Raw genomic sequence first — 25,827 nt, forward strand, 5'->3', positions numbered from 1 at the left:
TTCACGAGGCAGCGCCCCTCTGCGTGACCGGGGCGAACGTCGGCAGATTGCCCAGGAAGCTCAATCCGACGGTCTCGGTGGGCGGACCTTCGTTGACGAGATCGAGGAACCGCTCGCGCGTGCGCGCGTCGATCGGCGGAAGCGACAGGGTCACCACCCGGATCAGGAGTGCCCAGGGGCTGTCGAGGCCCTCCAGCGCAGCCCGCAGGATTTCGACACCCTCCCTGTGGGAGGCGATGAGCGCGCCGGCGATGGGGGAGGACGACCTCGCGGAGAACTCCAGGACCGCCGGCAGATAGTCGGGGAGATCGGCGGCGTCGAACTCCCACCCGGCTGCGCGGTAGGCCTCGAGGAACGTGACGAGTGCGGTACCGCGGCGGCGCGTGTCGCCCGTCGAGTAGTAGCTGATGTACAGGCTGCACTTGCGCTTCAGATCGAACGTGGTCACGTAGAGCCGCTGCCATGCCGTCTCGCCCGCCTGCTCGGCACTGTCGATGAACTGCGTCAGCGGCGATCGGATCTCGGGCGGCAGGCCGACCAGATGATCGCGCAACGCGTGCAGGCGCCTGAACCACGCGGCATCCGGATAATCCAGCAGCAAGGACACGAGCATGTGCGTGCGCGCCCGGTGCTCTTCCGACAGTCGCAGGGACGGCAGTTCTGGGGGGAGTCCCGACCGGGGGGTCACCCGGGTGACGGTCGTGGCCTGACCCGGGCTCGTGAACGGGGTGCGCATCATGATCCCCCCTTCGCCGTGCCGGTCTCGGGCACCGAGCCCGTGCCGTGCGCCGCGCTGTCGGCTTCGGGGGGGAACAGCCCATCTGAGCCGTTGCCGTCCCAGTTGAGCAGGTTCACGCGGCCCGGCGACGAGGGACGGTCGGCGGTCTGGCGGTTCTGGAGCACGTGGAAGTTCTCCACCGCGACCGGCACCGACTTGCCGCTGGACGATCCGAACGGCCCAGCACCGCCCATCCCCGGCCCGTCTTCGTAGTCGAGGGAGCACGCCATCTCCTCCAGCGCGTGCGCCTGTTCGGTGTGGGCCGAAGGGATGACGTAACGGTCTTCGTACTTCGCGATCGCAAGCAGGCGGTACATCTCCTCGACCTGGGTGCCGGTCATCCCGACCGCTCGGGCGATGCGCTCGTCGCGCTCGTCGTCGAGGTTGATGCCGCGCATGTAGGACCGCATGGCGGCGAGGCGCCGGAGAGCATGATCGACGGGTGCGATGTCGCCGGCGGTGAACAGCTCGGCCAGGTAGCCGATCGGGATGCGCAGCTTGTCGATCGCCGCGAACAGCGTGCGCGCGTCTTCGCCGTCGTTGCCGGAGCCCGAGACGACATCCACGACGGGAGACAGCGGGGGGATGTACCAGACCATGGGCATCGTGCGGTACTCCGGGTGCAGCGGGAGTGCGACCTCGTACTGCATGAGCTTCCAGATCGGGCTGCGCTGAGCCGCCTCGATCCAGTCTTCGGGGATGTTGCCCTGCCGGGCGCCTTCGATGACGGCAGGGTCGTGCGGGTCGAGGATGATCTGGCGCTGCGCCTTCAGGAGGTCCTTGTCGTCCTCGACGCTGGCCGCCGCGGCGACGCGATCGGCGTCGTAGAGGACCAGGCCGAGATAGCGCAGCCGCCCGACGCAGGTTTCGGAGCAGACGGTCGGGAGTCCCACCTCGATGCGCGGGTAGCACATCGTGCACTTCTCGGCCTTGCCGGTCTTGTGGTTGAAGTAGACCTTCTTGTACGGGCACCCCGAGACGCACATGCGCCAGCCTCGGCACGCATCCTGGTCGACGAGCACGATGCCGTCTTCGGCGCGTTTGTACATCGCGCCGGAAGGGCATGAGGCAACACACGACGGGTTGAGGCAGTGCTCGCAGATGCGCGGCAGGTAGAACATGAAGGCCTTCTCGAACTCGGCCTTCACCGACTCGCTCATCTTCTTCAGGATCGGGTCGTCCTGCATGGTCTCGAGCGATCCGCCGAGGTTGTCATCCCAGTTGGCCGACCACGAGATCTTCATGTTCTCGCCGGTCAGCAGGCTCTTCGGACGGGCGACGGGCACCTGTGCGCCGCGCGGCGCATTCAGGAGCATGTCGTAGTCGTAGGTCCACGGCTCGTAGTAGTCGTGTATCTCGGGCAGCTTCGGATTGGAGAAGATCCGCGAGAGTTTGGCCAGGCGCCCGCCGCTGCGCAGCTTCAGGCGGCCGCGCTTGTTGAGCACCCAGCCGCCGCCCCACTTGTCCTGGTCCTCATAGCCGCGCGGGTAGCCGACGCCGGGACGGGTCTCGACGTTGTTGAACCACACGTATTCCACTCCGGTGCGATTCGTCCACGCCTGCTTGCACGTCACCGAACAGGTGTGGCATCCGATGCACTTGTCGAGGTTCATCACCATCGACATCTGGGCCATGACCTTCATCAGTACTCGACCTCCTGGCTGCGGCGCCGGATCGTCGTGATCTCGTCGCGCTGATTGCCCGTCGGACCCAGATAGTTGAATGCCCAGGTGAGCTGCGCGTACCCGCCGATCAGGTGACTGGGCTTGAGAAGGATGCGGGTGAGCGAGTTGTGGATGCCGCCGCGCTGACCGCTCATCTCGGAGATGGGCACATCGACGGTGCGGTCCTTCGCGTGGTACATGTACACGGTGCCTTCCGGCATCCGGTGCGAGACGATCGCGCGTGCGACGACGACGCCGTTCCTGTTGTACGACTCGATCCAGTCGTTGTCGCGGACGCCGATCTTCGCGGCATCCTCCGCGCTCATCCAGATCGTCGGGCCGCCCCGACTGAGCGACAGCATGAACAGGTTGTCCTGGTATTCCGAATGGATCGACCACTTCGAATGCGGTGTCAGGTACCGCACCGAGACCTCCATCTGCCCCGGCGCGCCCGGTCCCGCGATGCGTTTCGTCGCGCCGACGCGCGCATCGCCGAACAGGCGGTGCATGTCCAGCGGCGGACGGAAGATCGGCAGGTTCTCGCCGAGCTCCTCGATCCAGTCGTGATCGAGGTAGAAGTGCTGGCGACCGGTGAGGGTGTGCCACGGCTTCAGATGCTCGACGTTGATCGCGAACGCCGTGTAGCGCCTGCCGCCGTGTTCGGATCCCGACCACTCGGGGGACGTGATGACACTCCGCGGCTGCACCTGCACGTCGGCGAAGGTGATGTGCGTGCCCTCGTGATCCTCGGCGAGCTGCGCGATGCGCTGCCCGGTGCGCTTCTCGAGCTCGCGGAACCCCTGCACCGCGAGGCGGCCGTTGCTGGTCCCCGAGAACGCGAGGATCATCTCGCAGACCCGCTTGTCGGTATCCAGTCGCACCGATCCCGCGTAGGGACCGGCCTTCACCGTGCCGTTGACATGCGCGAGGCGGTCGATCTCCTGATCGGGACGATAGGTGATCGCCTTCGTCGTCATTCCGAGCTTCGCGGTGAGCGGACCGAGGGCCTTCCACTTCTCGTGGAGGTTCGGATAGTCGCGCTCCACGACGATGAGCTTGGCCATCGTCTGCCCCGGCACGAGCGGCAGACCATCCCGGATTGTCCCGTGCGGAGTCGCCATGGCGTCGACGCTGTCGTGCTGCAACGGCGAGGCGACGATGTCGCGCCGCACACCGAGGTGCGTCACGGCGAGCTCGCTGAAGCGCTCGGCGATCGCACCGAACATGTCGAAGTCCGTACGCGTCTGCCACGGCGGGTTGATCGCAGGGCTGAACGCGTGGATGAACGGATGCATGTCGGTCGACGAGAGGTCGTGCTTCTCGTACCACGTCGCGGCAGGCAGCACGATGTCGCTGAACAGAGTGGTGCTCGTCATGCGGAAGTCGGCCGTCAGCAGCAGGTCGAGCTTGCCCTTCGGCGCCTCCTCACGCCAGCGCATGTCGCGCGGACGGGCACCCTCGGGCGTCTCGGACGCGCGGATCGCCGCGTCGGCACCGAGCAGGTGCTTGAGGAAGTACTCGTTTCCCTTGCCCGACGAACCGAGCACGTTCGCGCGCCAGATCGTGACGATGCGCGGAAAGTTTTCGGGTGCATCGGGATCCTCGACGGCGTATTCGAGCGATCCGTCGGTGAGGCTGTCGACGATGTGCTGGGCCGGTTCTTTTCCGGCCGCCTCGGCCTCGTCGCACAAGTCCAGCGGGTTGCGCGAGAACGTCGGGTACGCCGGCATCCACCCCCGCTTGACCGACTCCACCAGGCAGTCCGCGGTCGTGCGATCGGCGAACTTGCCGCGGGCGAGCGGGGAGGCGAGCTGGTCCGCAGGGAGGCCGTCATAGCGCCACTGATCGCTGGCCAGGTACCAGAAGGCGGTGCCGATGTGCTGTCGCGGAGGACGGTTCCAGTCGCCCGCGGTGGCGTACTGCGAGTAGCCCGTGATCGGGCGCACCTTCTCCTGGCCGACGTAGTGCGCCCAGCCGCCGCCGTTCACTCCCTGGCACCCCGTCATCGTCGTGAGCGCGAGGAACGTGCGATAGATCGTGTCGGAGTGGAACCAGTGGTTGGTGCCCGCACCCATGAGGATCATCGAACGGCCGCCGGATCGGTCGGCATTGTCGGCGAACTCGCGACCGATCCGCAGCGCCTGAGCGGCAGGCACGGAGGTGATCTCCTCCTGCCACGCGGGCGTTCCCGGTGACGACGGGTCGTCGTACCCGGTGGGCCACTGTCCCGGCAGTCCCGGACGCGCCACTCCGTACTGCGCCAGCAGCAGGTCGAACACCGTCGTCACGAGACGTCCCGCGACTCGCCGCACCGGCACGCCTCGGGCGATGATGCCGGACCCGCCGGTGTGCTCACCTCCGGGCTCGGGGGCGAGGTCGAACCGAGGCAGGAGCACCTCGGTCGTCTCGGTCGTGTCGGCGAGGTCCGAAAGGGACAGCGGCGGCACCACCTCTCCGAGATCCAGATTCCACAGGCCCTCGTCCTCGGGAGTGAACCGGTGTCCGAGGGAGCCGTTGGGCACGACCGGCGATCCGGTCTGGTCCAGCAGCACGGTCTTGAACTCGGCCCGGGGGACCGCGGCATCCTTTTCGCCGAGATCTGCCGCGGTGAGGAACTTGCCCGGCACGAGCGAGTCACCGTGCGGCTCGAGCGTGACCAGGTAGGGCGCGTCGGTGTACCGCCGCATGTAGTCCTCGAAGCGCGCGGTGCGCTTGTCGACGAAGTGCTCTTTCAGGATGACGTGACCCATCGCGAGGGCGAGGGCCGCGTCGGTGCCGGGATGCGGCGCGACCCATTCGTCGGCGAACTTGGTGTTGTCGGTGTAGTCCGGTGAGACCGTCACGACCTTCTGGCCGCGGTAGCGGGCCTCCGCCATGAAGTGCGCATCGGGCGTACGGGTCACGGGCACGTTCGAGCCCCACATGATGAGATAGCCCGCGTTCCACCAGTCCGCCGACTCGGGAACGTCGGTCTGGTCGCCGAACACCTGGGGACTTGCCACCGGAAGGTCGGCGTACCAGTCGTAGAAGGACAGGATCGTTCCGCCGAGGAGATTGAGGAAGCGCGCGCCGGCACCGTGCGAGACCATCGACATCGCCGGGATCGGCGAGAAGCCGGCGACACGGTCGGGGCCGTACTTCTTGACGGTGTGCACGTGGGCCGCGGCAGCGATCTCGACCGCCTCGTCCCAGGTGGTGCGCACCAAGCCGCCCTTGCCGCGCACGCTCTTGTAGGCCCGCGACTTCTCCGGATCCTCCACGATCGACGCCCACGCCTCGACGGGGTCGGGATGTGTGCGCTTGGCCTCGCGGTAGAGCTCGGCGAGCATGTCACGGATGTACGGGTACCTCACCCGCGTGGGCGAATAGGTGTACCAGCTGAACGCCGCGCCGCGAGGACACCCGCGCGGTTCGTACTCGGGTGAGTCTGGGCCGACGGACGGATAGTCGGTCTGCTGGGTCTCCCACGTGATGATGCCGTCCTTGACGTACACCTTCCAGGAGCAGGACCCCGTGCAGTTCACGCCGTGCGTGGAGCGCACGACCTTGTCGTGCGACCAGCGGTCGCGATAGAACACATCGCCTTTGCGGCCGCCCTCCAGGAACAGCGATCGGAGGTCTTGCGAGACTTCGCCACGACGCAGGAATCGCCCCATCCCGAGCAGGGTGTCGGCGAGCGGACCGTCCGTTGCGGATGTCGTTCGGATGTCGGGGGTCATCTACAGTTCCTCCACCTCGCGATTCGCCTTCAGTATGCTCCTGCGCTCGCCGCCGTGATAGGCCGGGTTCACCGTGTTTATTCGGGGTGGTGCGCGCCGAATAAACCCGCCGATCGCCCTGTCGCGGGACAGCACACCGTGGGTACCTTTGCTCCAACGATTGGAGCGCCCCGTGACCACGACCGCAGCTCGTCCGGTGACGCCCGACCTGCGGGCCGGACTCGGCCAGGTGATCCTGGCGACGCTCGCCTCCACCGTCGGATTCTGGGCGTGGATGGTGATCGCGCCCCTGCAGAACATCTACGCCACCGAGATGGGACTGGACCAGGGGCAGATCTCGATCATGCTGGCGACGCCCATCCTCGTGGGCGCACTCGGCCGGGTGGTCGTCGGCGCGCTCACGGATCGGTTCGGCGGTCGGAAGATGTTCACCGGCGTCCTGCTGACCGCCGTTCCCGCAGTTCTGCTCGTGGCACTCGCCGGCACCATCAAGAGCTATCCGCTGCTCGTGGCGGCAGGCTTCATCCTCGGTGTGGCCGGGACGATCTTCGCGGTCGGCATCCCCTTCTCCAGCCCCTGGTTCCCCGCCACCCGACGCGGTCTCGCGACGGGCATCTTCGGGATGGGCATGATCGGCACCGCGGTGTCGGCGTTCGTCACACCGCGACTGGTGGGCGCCATCGGCTATCTGCCGACCCACCTGCTGATCGCCGGGGTGATGGTGGCCATGGCGGCGCTCGTGTGGTTCACGATGAAGGAGTCCCCGGCCTGGTCCTCGAGCAGCCAGCCACTCTTCCCCAAAGTGAAGGGCGCGCTGAAGCTCGCCGTGACCTGGGAGATGGCCTTCCTGTACGCGATCGTCTTCGGCGGCTTCGTCGCCTTCTCCACGTACCTTCCGAAGTACCTGACCACGATCTATCCCGATCAGGTGGATCCGGTCGGTGCGGGCACGCGTACCGCCCTGTTCGCCGCCGCAGCAGTCATCGCTCGTCCGATCGGTGGCGTCCTCGCCGACCGCTTCGGACCGAAAGTCATCTCGCTGATCTCCCTTGCGGGCATCGTAGCCGCAGCGTACATCGTCGGTCAGCAGCCTCCGGAGGGCGTGCTCACCGGGGTCACCTTCCTGCTCATGGCCGCCGCGATGGGTCTGGGCATGGGGGCGGTGTTCGCGTGGATCGGCCCCTCGACCCCTCCCGACAAGGTCGGTGCGGTCAGCGGTGTCGTCGCGGCCGCCGGTGGCCTCGGCGGGTTCTTCCCTCCACTCGTGATGGGCGCGACCTACAACGAGGAGACCAATTCATACGCCCTCGGGCTGTGGCTGCTCGTGCTCGTCGGCGCAGGTGCGCTCGTGGTCGCCGGGATGCTGCGCGACGCGCGCGCCACTCGGTAGCCCGCTCTCCTCGGAGACCGACAGCGTGCTCACCTCGAGATGGACGCGGCACCGGTCGTGGGTGCGGAACGGCTCCAGGAGAGTGAGGCCGACCCGCCCGGGCACCTGCGCCAGCACGTCGCGGATGAGCTGCGAATGGACGCGGCACACCAGTGATGGATCCCGGTCGATGAGGTCGTAGTACGGGCAGGGGACGAGCTCGATCTGAAGGTTCACGTCGTCGAGGTCAGGCTGCAGACCGGCGTCATCGAGGTGCTCGTACAGGGTGTCGAGTTGGTGGAGCGTGTCAGGGTCGAGGTCCTCACGGCCCATGGCGGGCTCGATCCGACGCAGCAGATCACCATGCTGCGCCGCGCGTTCGATGCGACGTTCGGCCTCGCGATTCGTGCCTGGTGCCGTGACGGGATGATACGTCGCCGGCGGCCGGCCGCGCGTTCCCGTGTGGACGGTGCGTCGGGCGATGAGACCCCCGTCCTCGAGGACGATCAGGTGGTCGCGCACGGTGTTCTCGTGCAAGCCCGTCCGCTCGGCCAGTTCGCGGAGCAGCAGCCCGGGAGTTCGCTGGACCTCCGCCAGGAGTCGCACGCGGCTCGCCTGAGCGAGCCCGCGGAACTCTTCGACCCTCCTTGACACAGCCGGATCATCTTCCGGCTCGGTGCGGGGTGCGTACGTGGATCACGTTGCACGCCACCAATCTGGCGACGAATGCGCTGAGCGGAGCCGCCGGCCGCGCCACCCCTACCGCGACATCGCTCGCCAGAGCGAGGATCAAAGGGATCGGGATGTCATCGGGACCACGCCCGAAGCGCTCGCGGAGGGCCTTTGCCCACGCGTCCAGTGCCTCGGGGGGCAGCCTCTCGTTCATGAGCCTCTCCTTTTGTGCGTCTTGTGCGTCGTTCAGATCGTGCCACGTGTCGATGTCGGGAGAGAAGGCATCGCTGGCGATAGCGCCCTTGACTCAGGATTACGGTCAGGCCGCCTTGGTGCCCGACGGGCGAGCGGTGAAGCGGCTCTCCAAGACGCACACAGTGGTCCGCCGCTCGATCTCGAATCCTGAGCCATGGAGCGCTACCGATGTCCTGTGACATCACGTGTCACCGACGTCCTGATGCAGAACTGTCACCGATGTCCTGAGACATCACAACGCATCGCGCCTCGAAAAGTGTGGGCAAAATGTGGGCAAAACCGCATTCGGCCTAAACGCGAAGGGCCGCGATCCCTTGTAAACACTGGGATCGCGGCCCTTCGTCATTGGACGCGACGGCGGGAGTCGAACCCGCAACGCCACCGGGTATGAACCAGGGCCCGGGACCACCCGGATCGCCGCGATTCCTCCAAGGTAGAGCGTCCGCTCAGCTGTCTCGCCAGCGTGACGTACGGTTTCGCTGTGCGTCGGTCTGCAACAGCCGGGGGACTGTGCTGCACGTATGCGAATCGGCATACGCCGGTGCAACGCCCGCGCGCATGGGATGGGACCATGCAACAGCCCCGCACGCCCCCCTCGGTCGTCAGACGTCCGGCCCGCGCCCGGCGACTCATCATCCTCGCGATCGCCGCGTGCGTCGCGGCGATCGCCCTCATGCTCGCGACGACCCCCTCGAACACGGGCGACCCCGAAGGGCTGGCGCAGTACGAGCCCGTCTACCCCCGCGCGGTGATGGGGCTCGAAGCGCCCCTCGGGTTCACGGACTGCGCTGCGCCCCGCGTGCGGAGCGGACGCGACCACGCAGGCGACGATCAGCACGCCGTGACTCCCAAGATCGACCGGTTCGTGATCCATCACACCGGCGCGCTCGACGACCAGCTGGACTACTTCTCGTCGTGCAACGACCGCTCCTCCGCTCCCACCTTCTACGTGCGGACGGACGGGTCGGTCTACGAGTTGATCCGGCCCGGCGCGAAGCCCGCATCGACCGGACCGGACTGGAACTGGCGGTCGCTGGCCGTGGAGACACTGGATTCCACCGGCGCGCCGGACTACGACGTGACGAACGCGCAGATCGAAGAGCTCGCGCAGATGATCGCGTGGTTGGCCACGTTCGACGGCGGAAGCCTGGACGGGGTGCCGGTGCCATTCACCATCGACCGCGAGCACGTCGTCAGCCACCGGGAGGCACTCCCAGGAACCGAATGCCCCGGCGACTTCCTGCAGGGGCGGCTGGATCAGATCGTCGAGCGCGCGCGGCAGATCTATGACGAGGATCGGTAGGCGGACGCCGCGATCCGCGGCGCGTTTGCTCGCGCCTCACTTGCGCGTCGAGGGTATCGGTGGGGGAGCGGCATTCAGAGCGCGCAGCATCCGCTCGAGCGTCTCGCGCAGCTCTGACCGCGCGGGTTCGGCGAGGTCGGTGGTGTACTCCACTCCGGCGGGGACCCACGCCATGCCGTACATGGTCTCGCGGAAGTCCTGACCGCCGACCGGCCACCTCGTCCGGCGTTCGTCCTCGACGGTCGCGCCCTGACCCCATTGGCCGAACGCCTCGCGTATCGCGTCGAACGGCAGGTCCATGACAATGTCGGTCTCCACCGCTGTGCGCACCCACGAACGAGCGACGCGGATGAACTCCTCGACCTGCTCCGGCGTGAGCTCGCGCGGCTCGAAGAGAACGCGGGTGTGGAGGATGTCGTTCACCCGGTCGACGCGGAAAGTCCGCCAGTCGTTGCGCTCGACGTCCCAGCACAGCAGGTACCAGTGCCGGTCGGCGGGCGCCAGCGTGTACGGCTCGACGCGACGGTGCGAGATCTCTCCGGATGCCGCGGTATACGTGAAGCGCACGCGCTCGTGGTCACGGCAGGCCAGTGCGAGTTCACCGAGCACCTCTGTCGAGACGGCCTCGCCGGTGCGGATCCCGGTCGGCTGGACGGCATCGGCGAGGGCGGTGACCCGCCGTCGCAGCGGAGCCGGAAGCACCTGCTCGAGCTTCGCGAGGGCGGTCAGGGTCGTCTCGGGCCCGCCGACGAGCCGCTGGGCGGCGGCCACCCGCAGCCCGATGGCCATTGCGACGGCCTCCTCGTCGTTGAGCAGCAGGGGAGGTACAGCGCTGCCGGCCTCGAGTCGGTAGCCGCCCGCGACGCCGGGCGTCGACTCGATGCGGTAGCCGAGTTCGCGCAGTCGTTCGACATCTCGGCGGACGGTGCGCTCGGTGACACCCAGTCGCTCGGCCAGTTCGCTCCCCGGCCAGTGGCGATGCGTCTGCAGCAGGTTCAAGAGCGACAGGGCGCGTGTGGTCGTATCCGACATGTCTTCAGATTGCCCTAAATCGCGGACCGAATGTGTCCGCGATTACTTCTAGCTTGACTGCATGGCGAACACACCGATCATCGAAGCACAGGGGCTGACCAAGCGCTTCTCCGTGAAGAAGAAGACCGTCGAAGCCGTGACCGACCTGACGTTCCGGGTCGACCGCGGCGAACTCGTCGCCTTCCTCGGGCCGAACGGGGCGGGCAAGTCGACGAGCCTCCGCATGCTGACCACGCTCATCCCTCCGACGGCCGGCACGGCGCACGTCGTCGGCTACGACATCCTCCAGCGTCCCGCCGATGTGCGAGCCCGCATCGGCTACGTGGGACAGCTCACCAGCGGCAGCTTCTCGCAGCGCGTGCGCGACGAGCTGCTCAGTCAGGGCGCCTTCTACGGGATGCCGAGCTCGGCGTCGGCGAAACGGGCCGATGAGCTCATCGAGTCACTCGACCTCGGCAGCTTCTCCACGCGGACCGTGCAGCAGCTCAGCGGCGGCCAGAAGCGCAGGCTCGACATCGCGCTCGGGCTCATGCACGCGCCGCCGCTGCTGTTCCTCGACGAGCCATCGACGGGGCTCGATCCGCAGAGCCGCGCCAATCTCTGGCAGCACATCCTCGATCTGCGCGCCGAGCACGGCACGACGGTGTTCCTCACCACGCACTACCTCGAGGAGGCCGACCGCTACGCCGAGCGAGTGATGGTGATGGACAAGGGCCGCGTGATCGCCGACGACACCGCTGCACGCCTCAAGGCCAACCTCGCCGGGGATCTTCTGACGTTCGGCTTCGCCTCGCCGGAGGATGCCGATCGCGCCGTCGCCGTCGTGCGGCAGCTCACCGATCGTGAGGTCCGGCGTGAGGGTCCGGCATCCGTCGCCCTGACCGCGCCGGACGGCGACGCCCTGCTTCCCTCGGCGGTGCGCGCTCTGGATGCCGCGGGCATTCGCGTGACCCGCGCCGCGGGAGTCCCGCCCACCCTCGACGACGTGTTCCTCGCGTTGACCGGCCGGACGCTGCGCGAAGCCGGCGAGGGCGGGCCCGCCGAAGAGGAAGAGACCCCGTCCGACGCCGATCAGGATGCGGGGGCGTCCCGCAGCACCGGCGCCGCGGCATCCGTCACGACAGGAGCAGAACGATGACCACTCAGATCCGGACCAGCCCCGACACGGCGGTGCGTGCCAACCCCGCGCGCGACACCTGGAACGTGCTGACGCGGGAACTCAAGCCGGTCGTCCGCGACCCGTTCACGCTGATCTTCAGCCTCGTGCAGCCGCTCGTGTTCCTGGGTCTGTTCGCGCCGCTGCTCATCGGCTCGTCAGGGCAGCCGGTCGGGGAGACGCTGCAGTGGTTCGTGCCGGGCGTGCTCGTGATGATCGTGCTGTTCGGCACCGGCGCGACCGGCTCGAACCTGCAGTACGAGATGATGACCGGATCGCACGAGCGCACGCTGGTGGCGCCGCTGTCGCGGTCGTCGCTGCTGGTGGGCCGTGCGCTCAAAGAGATCGCGCCGATCGTGGTGCAGGCGCTGATCATCGTGCTGATCGCGTGGCCATTCGGGTTCACCATCAACCTGCCGGGATTGGTCATCGGACTCGCGCTGCTGGCGGTGTTCGGTGTCGGGCTCGGGGCACTCTCTTATACGCTCGCGCTGAAGACGAAGGATCGCGAGTGGCTGTTCTGGGGAGTGCAGCAGACGCTCATCTTCCCGCTGCTGATCCTGTCGGGCATGCTGCTGCCCCTCGATGAGGGGCCGGTCTGGATGCGGGCGGTCTCGACCGTGAACCCGGTCAACTGGGTGGTGCAGGCGGAGCGGGCGCTGTTCGCCGGGGAGCTCGGTGATATCACGGTGCTGTGGGGGTGGGTCGCCGCCCTGGTGCTGGCCGCCCTCGGGCTGTGGGCCGGCGTCCGGGCGATCCGCAACAGCAGCTGAGCGGTTGAACCAGGGGACGGATGCCGCGGCCTTCGGGTCGCGGCATCCGCTCACGCGTCGCGGGGGTCCGGAGAACCCTCGTCGTCCGCGGGGTCTCCGACGTCACCGATGTCGCTGCGGAGTCGGCCCGTCTCGGCGTCGACGGCGGCGCCGACCGTGGGTGGGAACCGGTCTGTTGGGAACCGCTCACCCAGCCCGTGCCGGCGCATGAGATCCCGCACCGGCCCCTTCGCCTCGGCCAAGACGAGCTCGATGCCCTGCTGCGAGAGGTATTCGTCGAGATCGATCAGCTCGTCCATCGCGGTCGTGTCGATGTCGGTGATCGGCTCGGCTGCGACGATGACGGTGGTGATCGGAGGGGCGCCGGGTGCGGCATCCGCCTGCGCTCTGTTGACCACCGCACGCACCCAATCATCGAAGATGCCCGCGTTGGCGAAGAAGAGGGGCGCGTCCCACCGCACGATCACGATTCCGGGGATGCGCTCGGCCTCGGGGTTGCGCACGCGGTCGTGGTACCCGCGGACGCCCGGAATGCGCCCGAGTTCCGCGCGGTAGGGCCGCCATGAGTGCAGCACGACGGCCAGGAACGACAGGCCGATTGCGACGGCGATGCCCTCGAGCACGCCGACGAGGAACACACCCAGGAAGGAGCCGAGCGAGAGCAGGGCATCCACGAGGTCGACGCGGAACAACCGGATCACGCCGGGGATGTCGATGAGGGTGACCACAGCCATGATCACGACCGCCGCGAGCACGGACTCTGGGAGGAACCGGGTGACGCCGGGGATCAGCAGCATGAACCCCAGCACGAGGACAGCGCCGATCACGCCGGCCAGCTGCGAACGGGCGCCCGCAGCTTCGGCGACCGGCGTGCGCGAGGTCGAACCCGAGATCGGGAACCCGCCGAACAGGCCGCCCGCGACGTTGGCGATGCCGAGGCCGGCCATCTCGCGGCTGCCGCTGACGGTCTCGCCGCGCCGCGCCGCGAGGGTGCGCGAGAGCACGCCCGTGTCGGCGAACGCGATGAGCGCAACCCCGACGGCGGGAACCGCCAGTGCGGCGACGTCCGCCCATTCCAGTCCGCCCAGCGCCGGCGCGGGGAGCCCTTGCGGCATCGCGCCGACCACGGCGACGGCCTCATCGAGTCCGAGAGCGGCGGTGAGGATCATGGCGCCGGCCACGGCGACGAAGACGCCGGGGATCCGACCGCCCCACACGAGGCGGAACACGACCATGATCGCGATCGAGCCGACCCCTAACGCCGCCGACGGCACGTTGATGCGACCATCCGCGATGGCTGAGCCGATGCCGGCGACATCTGCAAGAGCTCCACCGGACCCGATCGTGAAGCCGAGGAGCTTCGGAACCTGCGAGACGATGACGATCAGCGCGATGGCGTTGAGGTAGCCGATGCGAATCGGCTTGGAGAGCAGATCCGTCACGATCCCGAGTCGGAGCGCGCCGGCGGCGATGAGGATGCCTCCGACCAGGATCGCGAGGAGCCCGGCGAGAGCGACGGCGCGGCCCTCGTCGCCGAGGGCAAGCGGGATGACTGCGGCGGCGATGATCGGGGCGAGCGCGGAGTCCGGCCCGATAACCAGGATCCGCGACGGCCCGAAGACCGCGTACGCCAGGAGCGGGACGATCGTGGCGTACAGGCCGGTGTATGCGGGAAGGCCGGCGGCCTGCGCATATCCCATGCCGGCTGGGATGAGCAGCGCAGTCAGGACGAGCCCCGAGCGGATATCGGGCCACAGCCACGCGCGTTTGTAGTCGAGGGCCGTGGCGACCCCCGGAATCCAACGGCGCAGCGTCCGCGCGGCGGCCTTCACCGGGCCAGCATACGGGCGGGGTCGGCCGCGGAGGAGAGCCCGGGCGACCCGCATCGAGCGCCGTCCGGTGGGCAGTCGGGACCGCGTCGACGCGCTAGCGTGAAGCCATGACCATGACGGCGAGGCGCAACATCCTCGCCGTCGTCGTGTTCGTCCTGCTGGTGGTGCTCGGAGCGGCGGTCGGGATCTTCGTCGGCGACGCGGTGGGCGTCCCCGCCGAGCTGCCCCTGACGGTCGTCGAGCGCGACCCGGCGATGGCCTGGGTCGCGCGGGGACTGCTGGTGCTCGCGGCGTTGTGGATCGCCATCGGGGCGGTCGCGTCGCGGACGTCACTCGTCCGTCGTCCGGGAGCCGCCGCCGCCCGCGCCTCCTGGCTCGGCGCGACCCGCCCGTGGCGCGCCCGCGAGTCGACGCTCGGAATGCTGCCGCTGGACCGGTGGCTCCTGCTGATCGTCCCGGCAGCACTCCTGATCGCGACCCGTGCCGCGCAGTCGTCGTTCCGGTGGGGGGCCCAGCTGACACTGGTCCTGGCGGCCTGGATCGGGTTCGTGGTGGTCGTCCGACTCGTGATCGGTCGACGCTCGCCCTGGCCCGTGATCGCCGCAGTCGGCGGCGTGGTCGTTCTCCGCTGCATCGTGGCCCTCGTGGCGCTGTCGGTGGACGGACCCGGGGGGCACTGGGTGTCGTTCTGGACCGATCCGCCGCGCAGCACCGTGTACATCGCCATTGCGTTCGCCCTGTTCGTCTGGGCGTTCGTCGCCGCAGGCTGGGCGCTGGCGGCGCAGATCGGACGTCGCCGGGCGACCGGGACCGTTCTCGCCGGCATCGGCGCAGCCCTGCTCCTCGCCGCCGTCATCGTGGCGAGCGTCGGTGCGCAGGCGATGCTCGCCGCGTGGAACGACGAGCTCGGGCTGCTGCCCTCGGGGATGGCGCGCATCCTCGGCATCACCGTCTACTCCGAGATCCCCGCCGCCGCCGCGTGGTGGGCCGTCGGCTCGGGACTGGTCGTGACGGTGGTCGGCGTTCTCCTGGCGCTGCCGTACCGTCGCCGCGACCGGGACGCGCCGGCTTCGCCGGACGCGTCCGTGGGTCTGACGAACTAGGCCGCGAGGTCAGGGTCTGATCCGAGATCCTGTCAGTGACCGACCGCCGCGCGGACCTGCGCGCGACGGAGAAGGCGGCAGCGTCAGGATGCCGTCGCGAACGGCGACGCGCGGCTTCGAGCCGCCGAGCGTCCACGCGATCACGACAGCGCCCGCGATCTCGGCCGGTGTCGTCCCGGCGACCTAGACTTGATGGGACATGACCGACGCCACCTCCACCGCGCGCGGCGCGGCATCCGCCCCGATGATCATCGTCGGCGGCGAACGCGGCCCGCAGCAGGGCGACGCTCCGACCGGCGCCCGTCCCGACGAAGACCTGCTGGTGGGCCTGAACCCTCCCCAGCGCGAAGCGGTCATCTACCGTGGTCCCGCCCTGCTGATCATCGCCGGTGCGGGCTCGGGCAAGACCAGCGTGCTCACGCGCCGGGTCGCCAGCCTGCTGCGCACGAAAGAGGCGTGGCCGAGCCAGATCCTGGCGATCACCTTCACGAACAAGGCTGCGGGCGAGATGCGAGAGCGGGTCGCCCAACTGGTCGGCGATCGCGCCCAGGGCATGTGGATCTCGACGTTCCACTCCGCGTGCGTGCGGATCCTCCGCCGCGAAGCCGAGCAGTTCGGGTTCACCAAGTCGTTCACGATCTACGACTCCGGCGACTCGCGCGCGCTCATCAAGCGGCTCGTCAAGGAGCACGAGGCGGACGCCTTCGGGCTGACCCCCGCGAGCACGCAGAGTCGCATCTCCAAACTCAAGAACGAGCTGTCGGATGCCGAGTCCTACGCGCGTTCGGCGAACATGAACGATCCGGCCGAACGCAAATTCGTCGACGTCTTCACCGACTATCAGCGCGCGCTGCAGCGGGCCAACGCGTTCGACTTCGACGACCTGATCGGCCAGACGGTGTACCTGTTCCGCGCCTTCCCCCAAGTCGCGGACACCTACCGTCGTCGCTTCCGTCACATCCTCGTCGACGAGTACCAGGACACGAACCACGCGCAGTACGCGCTGATCCACGAGCTCACCCGGCCGATCGGATCCGACGCACCGCCCATCGCCGCAGGCGGCGGCATGATGATCTTCGAACCCGACCCCGCGGACGACCCCGACCGGGCACCGGCATCCCTCACCGTCGTGGGTGATTCCGACCAGTCGATCTACGCGTTCCGCGGCGCCGACATCAGGAACATCAGCGAATTCGAACGCGACTACCCGGGTGCGAAGGTCGTGCTGCTCGAGCAGAACTACCGCTCGACCCAGAACATCCTGAGCGCCGCGAACGCCGTCATCGGCAACAACTTCGACCGCAAGGACAAGAAGCTGTGGACCGACGTCGGCGCCGGCGAGAAGATCGTCGGCTTCACGGGCTACTCGCAGCACGACGAGGCGCAGTTCGTCGCTGACGAGGTCGACACCCTCCGCCGCGGCGGGATCGACTACTCGCAGATCGCCGTGTTCTACCGCACGAACTCGCAGAGCCGTGCGCTCGAGGAGATCTTCATCCGCTCCGCGGTGCCCTACAAGATCATGGGCGGCACGAAGTTCTACGAGCGCGCCGAGATCAAGGATGCGCTGGCCTATCTGGTCGCCGTCTCCAACCCCGCCGACGAGATGGCGCTGCGTCGCATCATCAACCGGCCGCGCCGGGGGATCGGCGATGTGACCGTCGAGGCGATCTCGCGGTACGCCGCGAACGAGCAGATCACCTTCCGCGATGCGCTCGCGAACGCGTCGGCGCTCGGCGTCGGCCCCAAGATGCAGGCCGCCATCGCGCACCTGGACGCGGTGCTGGCCGAAGCCACGGACGTGATGCTTCCCGCGACCGGAGAGCTCGCGCCGCCCACGGCGGTCGCCGACGGACTGCAGCTGCTGCTGGCCAAGACCGGGTACACCGATGCCCTGCGCGCGAGCCGCGACGCGCAGGACGAGGCCCGGGTCGAGAACCTCGACGAGCTGGTGGCCGTGGCCCGCGAGTTCGCGCGCAACAACCCCGAGGGCACGGTGATCGATTTCCTCGCGGAGGTGCAGCTCGTGTCCGACGCTGACGACCTCGAGGACGCCTCGGGCTCGGTGTCGCTCATGACGATGCACACCGCGAAGGGGCTCGAGTACGACGCCGTGTTCGTGACCGGCGTCGAAGAGGACCTCATTCCGCACCGCATCTCCGCGGGGGAGCCGGGCGGTCCGCAAGAGGAGCGGCGCCTCTTCTACGTCGGCATCACGCGCGCCCGCAAGCGCCTCTACCTCTCCCTGGCCATGACCCGCGCGCAGTTCGGCGAGATCTCGGTCGCGATGCCCAGCCGGTTCCTGCAGGAGATCCCCACCGACCTCATCCATTGGCGCCAGTCGCCCGGCGACGTCAACTCGCGCGGAGGCATGCAGTCACGGGCCTTGAACGCACGACGCTCCGGCGGCCCCAGCAGTTCCGGCACGCGCTATGGCGACGATCTGGTGCCGAAGTCGACCTCGATCGACCGCTTCGCGAACCGCATCCCGGCGAAAGTGCGGGACAACGGCGACCTTCAGCTCGCCTCGGGCGACCGCATCAAGCATGACGACTTCGGCGAGGGACGGGTGGATGCCGTCACCGGCGAGGGCGCGAAGCGCGTCGCCCACGTGCGCTTCGACACGGCCGGCCCGAAGAAGCTCCTGATCAAGATCGCGCCGATCGAGAAGATCCAGTAACCGGTCCGCACCACCTCGCGGTGGGCGCGGCGGACTTTCTGCGGCGCACGCGGTCGGCGCTGCCGCGCCAGCGCCGCCGGTGCCGTTACGCTCCACACATGGCTCTGTTCTCAAAGCGGACGAACTCAGACGGCAACGACGGCCCAGGGGCGGAGTCCGGCGACGCGACAGCCACGCAGCCCTCGCGTGATGCGGCCACGGATGCCGCGGCATCCGTCGGCATCTCCGTCTCGTCGTACCGCGGGATGGGCGCGCAGCCCGCGCCCGCAGCCCCTGCCGGGGCGGCTGCCGCGACCGAGTCGGTGCCCGGCATCAAGGACAACGTCGTGCTGCGCGAAGCGCTCGCCGCCCTGTCCGAGTCGCCCTCGGTCGCCGACATCCTCGGCGTCGCCCGGCAGCTGCTGCAGGGACACCTGTTCCTGCGGGTCAAAGGCGACGCCCGCGAGCTTCTCGCGGCGGGCAAGGACCTGCCGGTCGCGGTGGTCACGCTGAACGGCAAGCAGTTCGTCCTCGCGTACAGCAGCGGAACGGCGCTGCGTGCGAGCATCAAGGCCGACAAAGAGCTGGGCACGTCCGCGATGGGCCAGCCGGTGCGTTCGGTCATCCGCTACGTGCTCGCGGGCACGTACGCCGGGATCGTCGTCGATCACGCGTCGGCGCCGGCGCGCGCGGTGATCCCGCGGGAGCTGCTCGAGAAGCTCGTGGAGCAGGGCGATCCGACGTTCGAGGTCAAGACGCTGCTGTCCGCAGAGCGCACCCCCGCGACGGCGTCGGAGCTGGCGGACACCCTGACGCGTGCGAAGTTCTGGGTCGCGGTGAACACGTCGCCCGGGGGACAGGTCGGCGTCGCCGAGGCGCGCACCGTCGACGGCGACCGGTTGCTCGAGCTGTACTCGCATCCCCTCGAGGTGGCCTCGCAGCAACGCGGCGACCGGGCCGCGCCGATGACCGCGCCCCAGCTTGCGGCAGCCTTGCAGGCCGACCAGGGCCTGGCCGGCGTGATCGTCGACCCGGGCGGTCCGTGGATGCGTCTTTCGCGCGCTGAACTCGCGCCGATCCTGGCGCTGCCCGCCTGATCGGTCTCGACGCACGGAGGGCTTTCCGGGAATCCTCGGACACCTCTTGACGTGCGGCGCGCTCGGCGATACCGTACTCAACAAGTTAGTTGATCAAGAGAACAGTTGAAAACAAATGACGGATGCTGCGCTCGACAGGGCGTTCGCAGCCCTCTCCGACCCGGTGCGCCGCGCGATCGTGGCACGCCTGAGTCGTGGGCCTGCAACGCTCGGTGAGCTGGCCGAGCCGTTCGCCATCACCCTCCAGGCGGTCTCGAGGCACATCAGCGTCCTCGAGGACGCGGGACTTGTGTGGCGAACGCGGGAGGCCCAGCGTCGTCCGGTTCATCTCGATGCGGCAGCCCTCGCCCGGCTCACCTCGTGGATCGACCGGTACCGGCTCGACGCCGAAGCCGCCTACGCGCGCCTCGACGCCGTGCTGGCGGCATCCGGAAGTGACATCACCCACACGAACAAGGAGTAGAGATCATGAGCAATCCCGTCGTCATCGATGCGACTCCCGGTCAGTCGTACGCCGACATCACGCGCGAGTTCGAGGCCCCGGCGGTCGCCGTCTTCCGCGCCCACGCCGACCCCGAGTTCTTCAAGAGCTGGATCGGTCCGCGCGGCTATGAGACCCGCATCACGGATTGGGACTTCCGCACCGGCGGCGGCTACCGGTTCGAGCAGGGCGGTGAGGAAGGCACGTTCGGATTCCGCGGCGTGTTCCACACCGTGCGCGAGAACGAACTGATCATCCAGACCTTCGAGTACGAGGGCGCACCCGACGAGATCAGCGTCGACGTGATCCGGTTCGAAGAGCTGCCGGGCGGACGCTCGCGCATCGTCGACCACAGTGTCTTCGCGAGCGTCGATGCCCTCGAGACCATGATGCAGCAAGGCATGGAGGTGGGCATGCGCGAGGGCTACGAGCAGCTCGACGAATTGCTCGCAGCGGGCCGGTGAGCGGGCGGGGCGCGCGTCAGCGCGCCGGGGGAGTGGGACGGAACCCCGCCAAGGTGGTCACGTCGGCGACGATGTCCCTCGACGGTTTCGTCGCCTACGACGACAACGATCCCGGCGCACTCTTCGACTGGTACGAAGCCGGCGACGTCGAGACGGTCAACGCCGGAAGCCTGCCCCCGTTCCACCTCACACGGGAGAGCGCGGACTACTGGAGAGAGTGGACGTCCCAGCTGGGCTGCCTCGTCGTGGCCGCACGCTCTTCGACATCACCGACGGCTGGGGTGGGCAGCATCCGCTCGGCGTGCCCTTCGTCGTCCTCACACACGATCCGCCGACCGACTGGACCCATGCTCATACCGGCAACGCCCACTTCGTGACCGACGGCATCGAGGCGGCGATCCGCCGGGCCGGAGAGATCGCGGGCGAGGGCACGGTCGGCGTCGCTGCCGGCACGATCGCCGGACACGCTCTGGCGGCGGGCCTGGTCGACGAGGTCGCGATCGACCTCGTGCCGATCGTGATGGGCTCGGGACACCGGTACTTCGCGGACGTCGACCCGGCCGCGGTCAGGCTCGGCGATCCGACCGTGATCATCCCGACACCTCGGGTCACGCATCTGCGCTTTCCCGTTCTCCGGTGATCCTCCGCGCCGGCGGCGGTCTCGACCGCGGTCAAACCGGCGGGAGATTTCGGGGTCGCCGGTGGGCCGGAGGCCTCGTGGCCCTGTTCTGCCCCGAGTTTCGACGCACACCGGCAGTGAGGCCCGCCGGCGGAGAAGACCGGGCGCCGGACCGAGGGACTCCAGGCGTCGCGCGGAGGCAGAGGGGCCCATAGGGTCGGGGTATGGCCACGGAGAGAACAGTTCTGACGGTGCCGGGACCGGACGGCGATCGCGAGGTGGGGCTCTCGAGCCCGAACCGGGTGCTCTGGCCGCAGCTGGGCATCACCAAGCACGAACTCGCCGAGTACGTGATCGCCGTGGCGGGACCCTTCCTGTCCGCGAACGGCGACCGGCCGGTCTCGCTGGAGCGCTACCCGGAGTCGATCGATGGCGAGTCCTTCTTCTCGAAGAATCCCCGAAGGGCGCCCCGGATTTCGTGACGTCGGTCATGGTGACCTACAACAGCGGGCGGCGGCATCCGCAGCTCGTGCTCACCGAGGCCGCCGCGATCGTGTGGGCCGTCCAGATGAACACCATCGTGTTCCACCCCTGGGCATCGCTGGCCGGCGATACCGACGATCCGGTCGAACTGCGCATCGATCTGGACCCGCAGCCCGGGACGGATTTCTCGGATGCCGTGCCGGCCGCGCACGCGCTGCGCGAAGTCCTGCGTGAGGCCGGGTTGGACGCGTGGGTGAAGACCAGCGGCAACCGCGGCATCCACGTGTTCTGCCCGATCGAGCCGACGCACGAGTTCCTCGACGTGCGCCACGCGGTGATCGCCGCGGCCCGCGAACTCGAGCGTCGCATGCCCGAGAAGGTCACCACGAGCTGGTGGAAGGAGGAGCGCGGAGAGCGGATCTTCGTCGACTTCAACCAGGCCAACCGAGACCGCACGATGGCCGGGGCCTACAGCCCGCGCGCGCTGCCCACCGCCACCGTGGCGACGCCGGTGACGTGGGACGAACTGGACGAGGTGGACCCCGCCGCTTTCACGATCCGCAGCGTGCCGGAGCGGCTGGCGACGGTCGGCGACCCGTGGGCCGGACTGCTGGAACGACCGGGCCGCATCGACACGCTCCTGGAGTGGTGGCAGCGCGACCTGGACTCGGGCCTGGGCGAACTGGCGTTCCCGCCGGACTTTCCGAAGATGCCCGGCGAGCCCCCGCGCGTGCAGCCGAGCCGGGCGAAGAAGCCGGACGCCTGACCACACGGCGGTGTGACGGAATCGGCGCAGTGCGCCGGATTCGGATGCCGCGGCCGGGTGAGGCCGAATCCCATCCGAGCGTCCGAATCCGGTGCCGCCTGGGTCAGCGAGCGTCGACCTCGAGGACGCGGTCCGTCGTGGTGGTGGCCCAGATCACCCCGTCGTCCCACACCAGCTCGAAGAGCTGGTCGGTTCCCAGGTCGATGTGGTCGACGACCTCGTTCGTCTCGGGGTCGATCTTCGCGATGCCGTTCTCGTCCGAGGCCCACACGTAGCCATCGCCGACCGTGATGCCGACTCCGGTGCCGACGCCGCGGATCTCGACCACGTCGGCGGTATCCGGGTCGATGCGCATGACGCTGTTCGCGTCCTCGTTGGTGACCCAGACGTCCTCGCCGGTGGCCGCGAACGTGTGCGTCCCTCCGGCGGTCGGGAGCACGCTGGAGGTGCCGGCGGTCAGGTCCATACGCACGACGACCCCGTGCCTGCAGGCCAGCCACGCGTACCCGAAGGCGATGAGCAGGTCCTTCGAGTCGGTGCACAACGCCGGGTCGATCGTGGCTGCCTGCTCCACCGCTCCGGTCGTGGCGTGCACCTTCGTCAGTCGGCCGTCCTGGCTGTACAGCCACGCGAAACCCTCGCCGAGGGCGAGGGCGCCCTCGCCCGGGGCTCGCAGCAGCTCCTCGCCCGAGACGGGGTCGATCCTCGCCACCCCGTCGCAGCATCCCACCCAGAGTCCCTCGCTGTCTGCCTCCACCGTCGATCCGCCCGGGATCGTCGCCGTCACCTCGCCGGTGGCCTTCTCGACACGGACGACGGCATCCACGGGGGGACCGACCTGGACCCACAGATGATCGTCGGTCGCCGACATCTCCCACCCCGAGCCGCCGACGTCGAAGACCTCGAGGATCGCGGACGGCGACGATTCCGGGCTCGGCTCGGCGCGCTCCGGCGGTGCACCGAAGCAGGCCGTGCTGGTGAACGCCGAAAGGACGGCCAGCGGTGCGAGGACCGTGCGGCGCCAGAACGCCCGTGCAGACGGCTCGCTGTCGGGGCGGCGACGGGCGCTCCTGCCTGCGGTCAGCATCGGCGCTCACCTCCTGACACGCGACGGGCTGCGGTGTCCGCACCGCCGGAGGTCAGGTGCCAGCGCGGTGCTGGCGCCCACGGTACGTCGAGGGATGCCGCATCACAACCCGCTGACGATGACCCGCCCTCGAATCGTGACGTTCACCCGCGGGCGGACCAGGGACGTGCCCCGGTCACTCCAGGACGGCACCCACGTCGTACGCCGACACCGACTCCAGCTGCTCGAACGTGCACGAGCGCGGGTCGCGGTCCGGACGCCACCGGTCGAACTGGACGGTGTGCCGGAAGCGCCAGCCCTCGAGCTGGTCGTAACGCACCTCGAGCACCCGCTCCGGACGCAGTCGAACGAACGACGAATCCCGCCCCGCCGCCGAGAAGCGCGATTTCTCGCCCTCACCGGTGAGAGCCTCGCCCGCGGCATCCGTCTCCACGAGAGGGGCGAGCTCGTCGATCAACTCGAGTCGTCGTGCATTGCTCCACGCAGAGACCGCGCCGACGTTGTGCAACTGGCCCTCATCCGTGTACAGGCCGACCAGCAGCGATCCGACGCCCTCGCCGGACTTGTGGATGCGGTACCCCAGCGCCACGACGTCCGCCATACGGGCGTGCTTGATCTTGAACATCGTGCGCTTGTTCGGCGCGTACGGCTGGGCGAGCGGCTTCGCGACCACGCCGTCGAGCCCGGCGCCCTCGAACTGGCTGAGCCAGCGACGGGCGGTCGCGGCATCCGTCGTCGTTCGCGTCACGTGGATCGGGTGCGGCAGCCCCGCGAGCAGCTCGACCAGCTCGGCGCGGCGGGTCGCGAACGGCGCCGACTGCAGGTCGCGGTCGCCGCGCGCCAGCAGATCGAACGCGATGAACATCGCCGGGCTGGTCTCGGCGAGCATCTTCACGCGGGAGGCCGCGGGGTGGATGCGCTGGGTCAGCGATTCCCAGTCCAGCCGCTGGGCGCCGGGCTCGCCCTTGGGCACGACGACTTCGCCGTCGATCAGGCAGGGCTCGGGCAGCAGGCGTGCGAACGCCTCGACCAGCTCGGGAAAGTACCGGGTCAGCGGCTTCGCGCCGCGGGAGCCGATCTCGACGGTCTCGCCGTCCCACGAGACCAGCCCGCGGAAGCCGTCCCACTTCGGCTCGTAGCTCAGGCCGCCCGGGACCGCGTCCTGATCCGGAACGTCCGGGACGGATTTGGCGAGCATCGGCGCGGGAATCTCGTACGGCATGGGTCCATCCTGGCCTCCGGGCCGGACGCGGTCGAGAAGCTCCGTCCACGCCTGCGGGGATCGGCGCGGTCTACGCCTCGATCGGATGCTTCGGTCGCGCCCAGCGCGCGGGAAGGTCGGGGCCGTCCCAGACCTGGATCACGCCCCACACCGCCGCGGCGATCGGTACGGCCAGGACCGCGCCCACGATCCCGCCGAGCACCGTGCCCACCGTCAACGCGACCAGGATGACGAACGCGTGCAGCTTCATCGACCGGCCCATCAGCACCGGCTGCAGGAAGTTGCCTTCGAGTTGGTTGACGAGCACCACGACGCCGAGGACGAACAGGGCATTGACCCAGCCGTTCGCCACGAGCGCCACGAGCGCGGCGAGGATGCCGGCCACGGTCGCGCCGACGATCGGGATGAACGCGAGGAGGAAGACCAGGACCGCGAGCGGGATGGCCAGCGGCACCTGCAGGATGAGAAGGCCGATCAGGATGCCGATGGCATCCACGGCGGCGACCGTCGCGGTTCCGCGCACGTAGGAGCCCAGGACGCCGACGGTCTTGTCGCCGATCCGGCGCGCACGCAGGTAGCTCTCACCGCGGAACGGACGCAGCAGGAATTCCCACATCTGCGGGCCGTCCTTGAGGAAGAAGAACAGGATCGTCACCAGCAGGACGAGTCCGGTCACGAAGTTCGCCACCGCCCCGACACCGGCCAGCGCACCCGAGCCGAATTGCGCACTGGTGAGGAAATCGGTGACCGACTCCACCCAGCCGTCGAACTCGGTCGCGGCGGAGTCGAAGAACGGCAGCGCCTGCGCCCAGGCGATCACGGACTGGATCCCCTCCTCGGCCTGCGCGTACAGCTCATCCCACTGGTCGCGCACCGCCCAGACGATGAGCCACCCGATGCCGGTGAGCAGGACCACGATCGTCAGCAGCGTGAGCAGGGTGGCCAGAACGGACGGGATGCCGCGCTGTCGCATCCAGCGCATCACGGGGTTGAACGCGCAGGCCAGGATGAGCGCGATCACCAGCGGGATCGTCACCAGCGTCAGCTGACCGATCACGAGAACGATGCCGGCGGCAACCGCGACCACGACGATGATCTGGATCGCGCGAATGCCGAGCTTGCCGAACCCGTCGGCCCACAGACTCCACGGCGCTCTGGTCGCCCTGAGTTCGACATCCCGCGAGTCGAAGCGGATCGTCTGCGGCTCGTTCCGGAACAGTCCCATGGTCCGAGGCTAATCCCGGTGCCGGATGCGCCGGGACCCTTGCGCCGGCGCGCGGGGTGTGCGAGCGG

21 protein-coding genes and 1 tRNA gene are annotated in these 25,827 nt (G+C 68.8%); 11 read left to right on the forward strand and 11 right to left on the reverse strand.

Annotation, left to right across the window (positions count from 1 at the left end; all coding sequences use genetic code 11):
- Position 1 precedes the first annotated feature (1 nt).
- Genes narJ through ABD655_RS04945 form a run of 3 tightly spaced genes read right to left on the reverse strand, consistent with a single transcriptional unit; the run spans position 2 to position 6,161 of the window.
- Complete coding sequence (narJ, locus tag ABD655_RS04935; protein WP_344712066.1) at positions 2–739, reverse strand: nitrate reductase molybdenum cofactor assembly chaperone; 738 nt, start codon at positions 737–739, stop codon at positions 2–4.
- Positions 736–2,421 carry a nitrate reductase subunit beta gene (narH, locus tag ABD655_RS04940; RefSeq protein ID WP_344712068.1) on the reverse strand — a complete coding sequence of 562 codons (1,686 nt, stop codon included), beginning with the start codon at positions 2,419–2,421 and terminating at the stop codon, positions 736–738. Before narH ends, narJ begins: the two co-directional genes overlap by 4 nt.
- A complete protein-coding gene (locus ABD655_RS04945) occupies positions 2,421–6,161 on the reverse strand; it encodes a nitrate reductase subunit alpha (protein WP_344712070.1) in 3,741 nt (1,246 codons plus the stop codon). Before ABD655_RS04945 ends, narH begins: the two co-directional genes overlap by 1 nt.
- A 172-nt stretch (positions 6,162–6,333) precedes the next feature.
- On the opposite strand from ABD655_RS04945, the gene ABD655_RS04950 reads away from it, so the two are divergent.
- Positions 6,334–7,551, forward strand: a complete 1,218-nt coding sequence (locus ABD655_RS04950) for an MFS transporter (protein ID WP_344712072.1) — start codon at positions 6,334–6,336, stop codon at positions 7,549–7,551.
- On the opposite strand, the gene ABD655_RS04955 is transcribed toward ABD655_RS04950, so the two are convergent.
- The 3 genes from ABD655_RS04955 to ABD655_RS04965 form a co-directional block, all read right to left on the reverse strand.
- The gene (locus ABD655_RS04955; protein WP_344712074.1) at positions 7,459–8,184 is read right to left on the reverse strand and encodes a winged helix-turn-helix transcriptional regulator; all 726 of its coding nucleotides are present in this window, start codon (positions 8,182–8,184) and stop codon (positions 7,459–7,461) included. The genes ABD655_RS04950 and ABD655_RS04955 overlap by 93 nt on opposite strands.
- A gap of 7 nt (positions 8,185–8,191) precedes the next feature.
- A complete protein-coding gene (locus ABD655_RS04960) occupies positions 8,192–8,416 on the reverse strand; it encodes a DUF6457 domain-containing protein (RefSeq protein ID WP_344712076.1) in 225 nt (74 codons plus the stop codon).
- Positions 8,417–8,803: 387 nt separating this feature from the next.
- A tRNA-Met gene (locus ABD655_RS04965) sits at positions 8,804–8,879 on the reverse strand.
- A 149-nt stretch (positions 8,880–9,028) separates the two neighbouring features.
- Between ABD655_RS04965 and ABD655_RS04970 the strand changes: the two genes are divergently transcribed.
- Positions 9,029–9,760: a peptidoglycan recognition protein family protein gene (locus ABD655_RS04970; protein WP_344712077.1), complete on the forward strand. Its 732-nt coding sequence runs from the start codon at positions 9,029–9,031 to the stop codon at positions 9,758–9,760.
- A gap of 36 nt (positions 9,761–9,796) precedes the next feature.
- Here ABD655_RS04970 and ABD655_RS04975 read toward each other — a convergent pair whose 3' ends face one another.
- Positions 9,797–10,792: a helix-turn-helix transcriptional regulator gene (locus ABD655_RS04975; RefSeq protein WP_344712078.1), complete on the reverse strand. Its 996-nt coding sequence runs from the start codon at positions 10,790–10,792 to the stop codon at positions 9,797–9,799.
- A gap of 61 nt (positions 10,793–10,853) precedes the next feature.
- Between ABD655_RS04975 and ABD655_RS04980 the strand changes: the two genes are divergently transcribed.
- The gene (locus ABD655_RS04980; protein WP_344712079.1) at positions 10,854–11,930 is read left to right on the forward strand and encodes an ATP-binding cassette domain-containing protein; all 1,077 of its coding nucleotides are present in this window, start codon (positions 10,854–10,856) and stop codon (positions 11,928–11,930) included.
- The gene (locus ABD655_RS04985) at positions 11,927–12,721 is read left to right on the forward strand and encodes an ABC transporter permease (protein WP_344712081.1); all 795 of its coding nucleotides are present in this window, start codon (positions 11,927–11,929) and stop codon (positions 12,719–12,721) included. The genes ABD655_RS04980 and ABD655_RS04985 overlap by 4 nt, the downstream gene beginning before the upstream one ends.
- Before the next feature lie 50 nt (positions 12,722–12,771).
- Here the strand turns inward: ABD655_RS04985 and ABD655_RS04990 are convergent, their stop codons facing one another.
- Positions 12,772–14,553, reverse strand: a complete 1,782-nt coding sequence (locus ABD655_RS04990) for a SulP family inorganic anion transporter (protein WP_344712083.1) — start codon at positions 14,551–14,553, stop codon at positions 12,772–12,774.
- Positions 14,554–14,660: 107 nt separating this feature from the next.
- Here ABD655_RS04990 and ABD655_RS04995 point away from each other — a divergent pair, with 107 nt between their 5' ends.
- The 7 genes from ABD655_RS04995 (at position 14,661) to ABD655_RS05025 (ending at position 22,225) form a co-directional block, all read left to right on the forward strand.
- Positions 14,661–15,656, forward strand: coding sequence for a hypothetical protein (locus ABD655_RS04995; RefSeq protein ID WP_344712085.1), 996 nt, complete (start codon positions 14,661–14,663; stop codon positions 15,654–15,656).
- 244 nt (positions 15,657–15,900) lie between these two features.
- Positions 15,901–18,336 carry an ATP-dependent helicase gene (locus ABD655_RS05000; protein WP_344715685.1) on the forward strand — a complete coding sequence of 812 codons (2,436 nt, stop codon included), beginning with the start codon at positions 15,901–15,903 and terminating at the stop codon, positions 18,334–18,336.
- Positions 18,337–18,434: 98 nt separating this feature from the next.
- Positions 18,435–19,412 (forward strand): SseB family protein, encoded by a 978-nt coding sequence (locus tag ABD655_RS05005; protein ID WP_344712087.1) that lies wholly within the window; start codon positions 18,435–18,437, stop codon positions 19,410–19,412.
- A 115-nt stretch (positions 19,413–19,527) separates the two neighbouring features.
- Positions 19,528–19,875, forward strand: a complete 348-nt coding sequence (locus ABD655_RS05010) for an ArsR/SmtB family transcription factor (RefSeq protein WP_344712089.1) — start codon at positions 19,528–19,530, stop codon at positions 19,873–19,875.
- Between the two features lie 5 nt (positions 19,876–19,880).
- Positions 19,881–20,357, forward strand: coding sequence for an SRPBCC family protein (locus ABD655_RS05015; RefSeq protein ID WP_344712091.1), 477 nt, complete (start codon positions 19,881–19,883; stop codon positions 20,355–20,357).
- Between the two features lie 217 nt (positions 20,358–20,574).
- Positions 20,575–20,997, forward strand: coding sequence for a dihydrofolate reductase family protein (locus tag ABD655_RS05020; RefSeq protein ID WP_344712094.1), 423 nt, complete (start codon positions 20,575–20,577; stop codon positions 20,995–20,997).
- Positions 20,998–21,058: 61 nt separating this feature from the next.
- Positions 21,059–22,225 carry a DNA polymerase domain-containing protein gene (locus ABD655_RS05025; RefSeq protein ID WP_344712097.1) on the forward strand — a complete coding sequence of 389 codons (1,167 nt, stop codon included), beginning with the start codon at positions 21,059–21,061 and terminating at the stop codon, positions 22,223–22,225.
- Positions 22,226–22,328: 103 nt separating this feature from the next.
- Here ABD655_RS05025 and ABD655_RS05030 read toward each other — a convergent pair whose 3' ends face one another.
- From ABD655_RS05030 to ABD655_RS05040, 3 genes are all read right to left on the reverse strand, one after another.
- Entirely contained in the window at positions 22,329–23,312 is a 984-nt protein-coding gene (locus ABD655_RS05030; protein WP_344712100.1) for a DUF5074 domain-containing protein, read from the reverse strand.
- A 175-nt stretch (positions 23,313–23,487) separates the two neighbouring features.
- Positions 23,488–24,534, reverse strand: a complete 1,047-nt coding sequence (locus ABD655_RS05035) for an ATP-dependent DNA ligase (RefSeq protein ID WP_344712102.1) — start codon at positions 24,532–24,534, stop codon at positions 23,488–23,490.
- A 70-nt stretch (positions 24,535–24,604) separates the two neighbouring features.
- The gene (locus tag ABD655_RS05040) at positions 24,605–25,759 is read right to left on the reverse strand and encodes an AI-2E family transporter (protein ID WP_344712104.1); all 1,155 of its coding nucleotides are present in this window, start codon (positions 25,757–25,759) and stop codon (positions 24,605–24,607) included.
- Positions 25,760–25,827: the final 68 nt, after the last annotated feature.

This window comes from Microbacterium terregens, from assembly GCF_039534975.1.
Classification (GTDB): domain Bacteria; phylum Actinomycetota; class Actinomycetes; order Actinomycetales; family Microbacteriaceae; genus Microbacterium; species Microbacterium terregens.

What these genes read in the sequence shown, in the direction of transcription:
- narJ (WP_344712066.1), bottom strand. Translation starts at nt 739, where the DNA reads ATGATGCGCACCCCGTTCACGAGCCCGGGTCAGGCCACGACCGTCACC.
- narH (WP_344712068.1), bottom strand. Translation starts at nt 2,421, where the DNA reads ATGAAGGTCATGGCCCAGATGTCGATGGTGATGAACCTCGACAAGTGC.
- ABD655_RS04945 (WP_344712070.1), bottom strand. Translation starts at nt 6,161, where the DNA reads ATGACCCCCGACATCCGAACGACATCCGCAACGGACGGTCCGCTCGCC.
- ABD655_RS04960 (WP_344712076.1), bottom strand. Translation starts at nt 8,416, where the DNA reads ATGAACGAGAGGCTGCCCCCCGAGGCACTGGACGCGTGGGCAAAGGCC.
- ABD655_RS04970 (WP_344712077.1), top strand. Translation starts at nt 9,029, where the DNA reads ATGCAACAGCCCCGCACGCCCCCCTCGGTCGTCAGACGTCCGGCCCGC.
- ABD655_RS04975 (WP_344712078.1), bottom strand. Translation starts at nt 10,792, where the DNA reads ATGTCGGATACGACCACACGCGCCCTGTCGCTCTTGAACCTGCTGCAG.
- ABD655_RS04980 (WP_344712079.1), top strand. Translation starts at nt 10,854, where the DNA reads ATGGCGAACACACCGATCATCGAAGCACAGGGGCTGACCAAGCGCTTC.
- ABD655_RS04985 (WP_344712081.1), top strand. Translation starts at nt 11,927, where the DNA reads ATGACCACTCAGATCCGGACCAGCCCCGACACGGCGGTGCGTGCCAAC.
- ABD655_RS04995 (WP_344712085.1), top strand. Translation starts at nt 14,661, where the DNA reads ATGACCATGACGGCGAGGCGCAACATCCTCGCCGTCGTCGTGTTCGTC.
- ABD655_RS05000 (WP_344715685.1), top strand. Translation starts at nt 15,901, where the DNA reads ATGATCATCGTCGGCGGCGAACGCGGCCCGCAGCAGGGCGACGCTCCG.
- ABD655_RS05005 (WP_344712087.1), top strand. Translation starts at nt 18,435, where the DNA reads ATGGCTCTGTTCTCAAAGCGGACGAACTCAGACGGCAACGACGGCCCA.
- ABD655_RS05010 (WP_344712089.1), top strand. Translation starts at nt 19,528, where the DNA reads ATGACGGATGCTGCGCTCGACAGGGCGTTCGCAGCCCTCTCCGACCCG.
- ABD655_RS05015 (WP_344712091.1), top strand. Translation starts at nt 19,881, where the DNA reads ATGAGCAATCCCGTCGTCATCGATGCGACTCCCGGTCAGTCGTACGCC.
- ABD655_RS05030 (WP_344712100.1), bottom strand. Translation starts at nt 23,312, where the DNA reads ATGCTGACCGCAGGCAGGAGCGCCCGTCGCCGCCCCGACAGCGAGCCG.
- ABD655_RS05035 (WP_344712102.1), bottom strand. Translation starts at nt 24,534, where the DNA reads ATGCCGTACGAGATTCCCGCGCCGATGCTCGCCAAATCCGTCCCGGAC.
- ABD655_RS05040 (WP_344712104.1), bottom strand. Translation starts at nt 25,759, where the DNA reads ATGGGACTGTTCCGGAACGAGCCGCAGACGATCCGCTTCGACTCGCGG.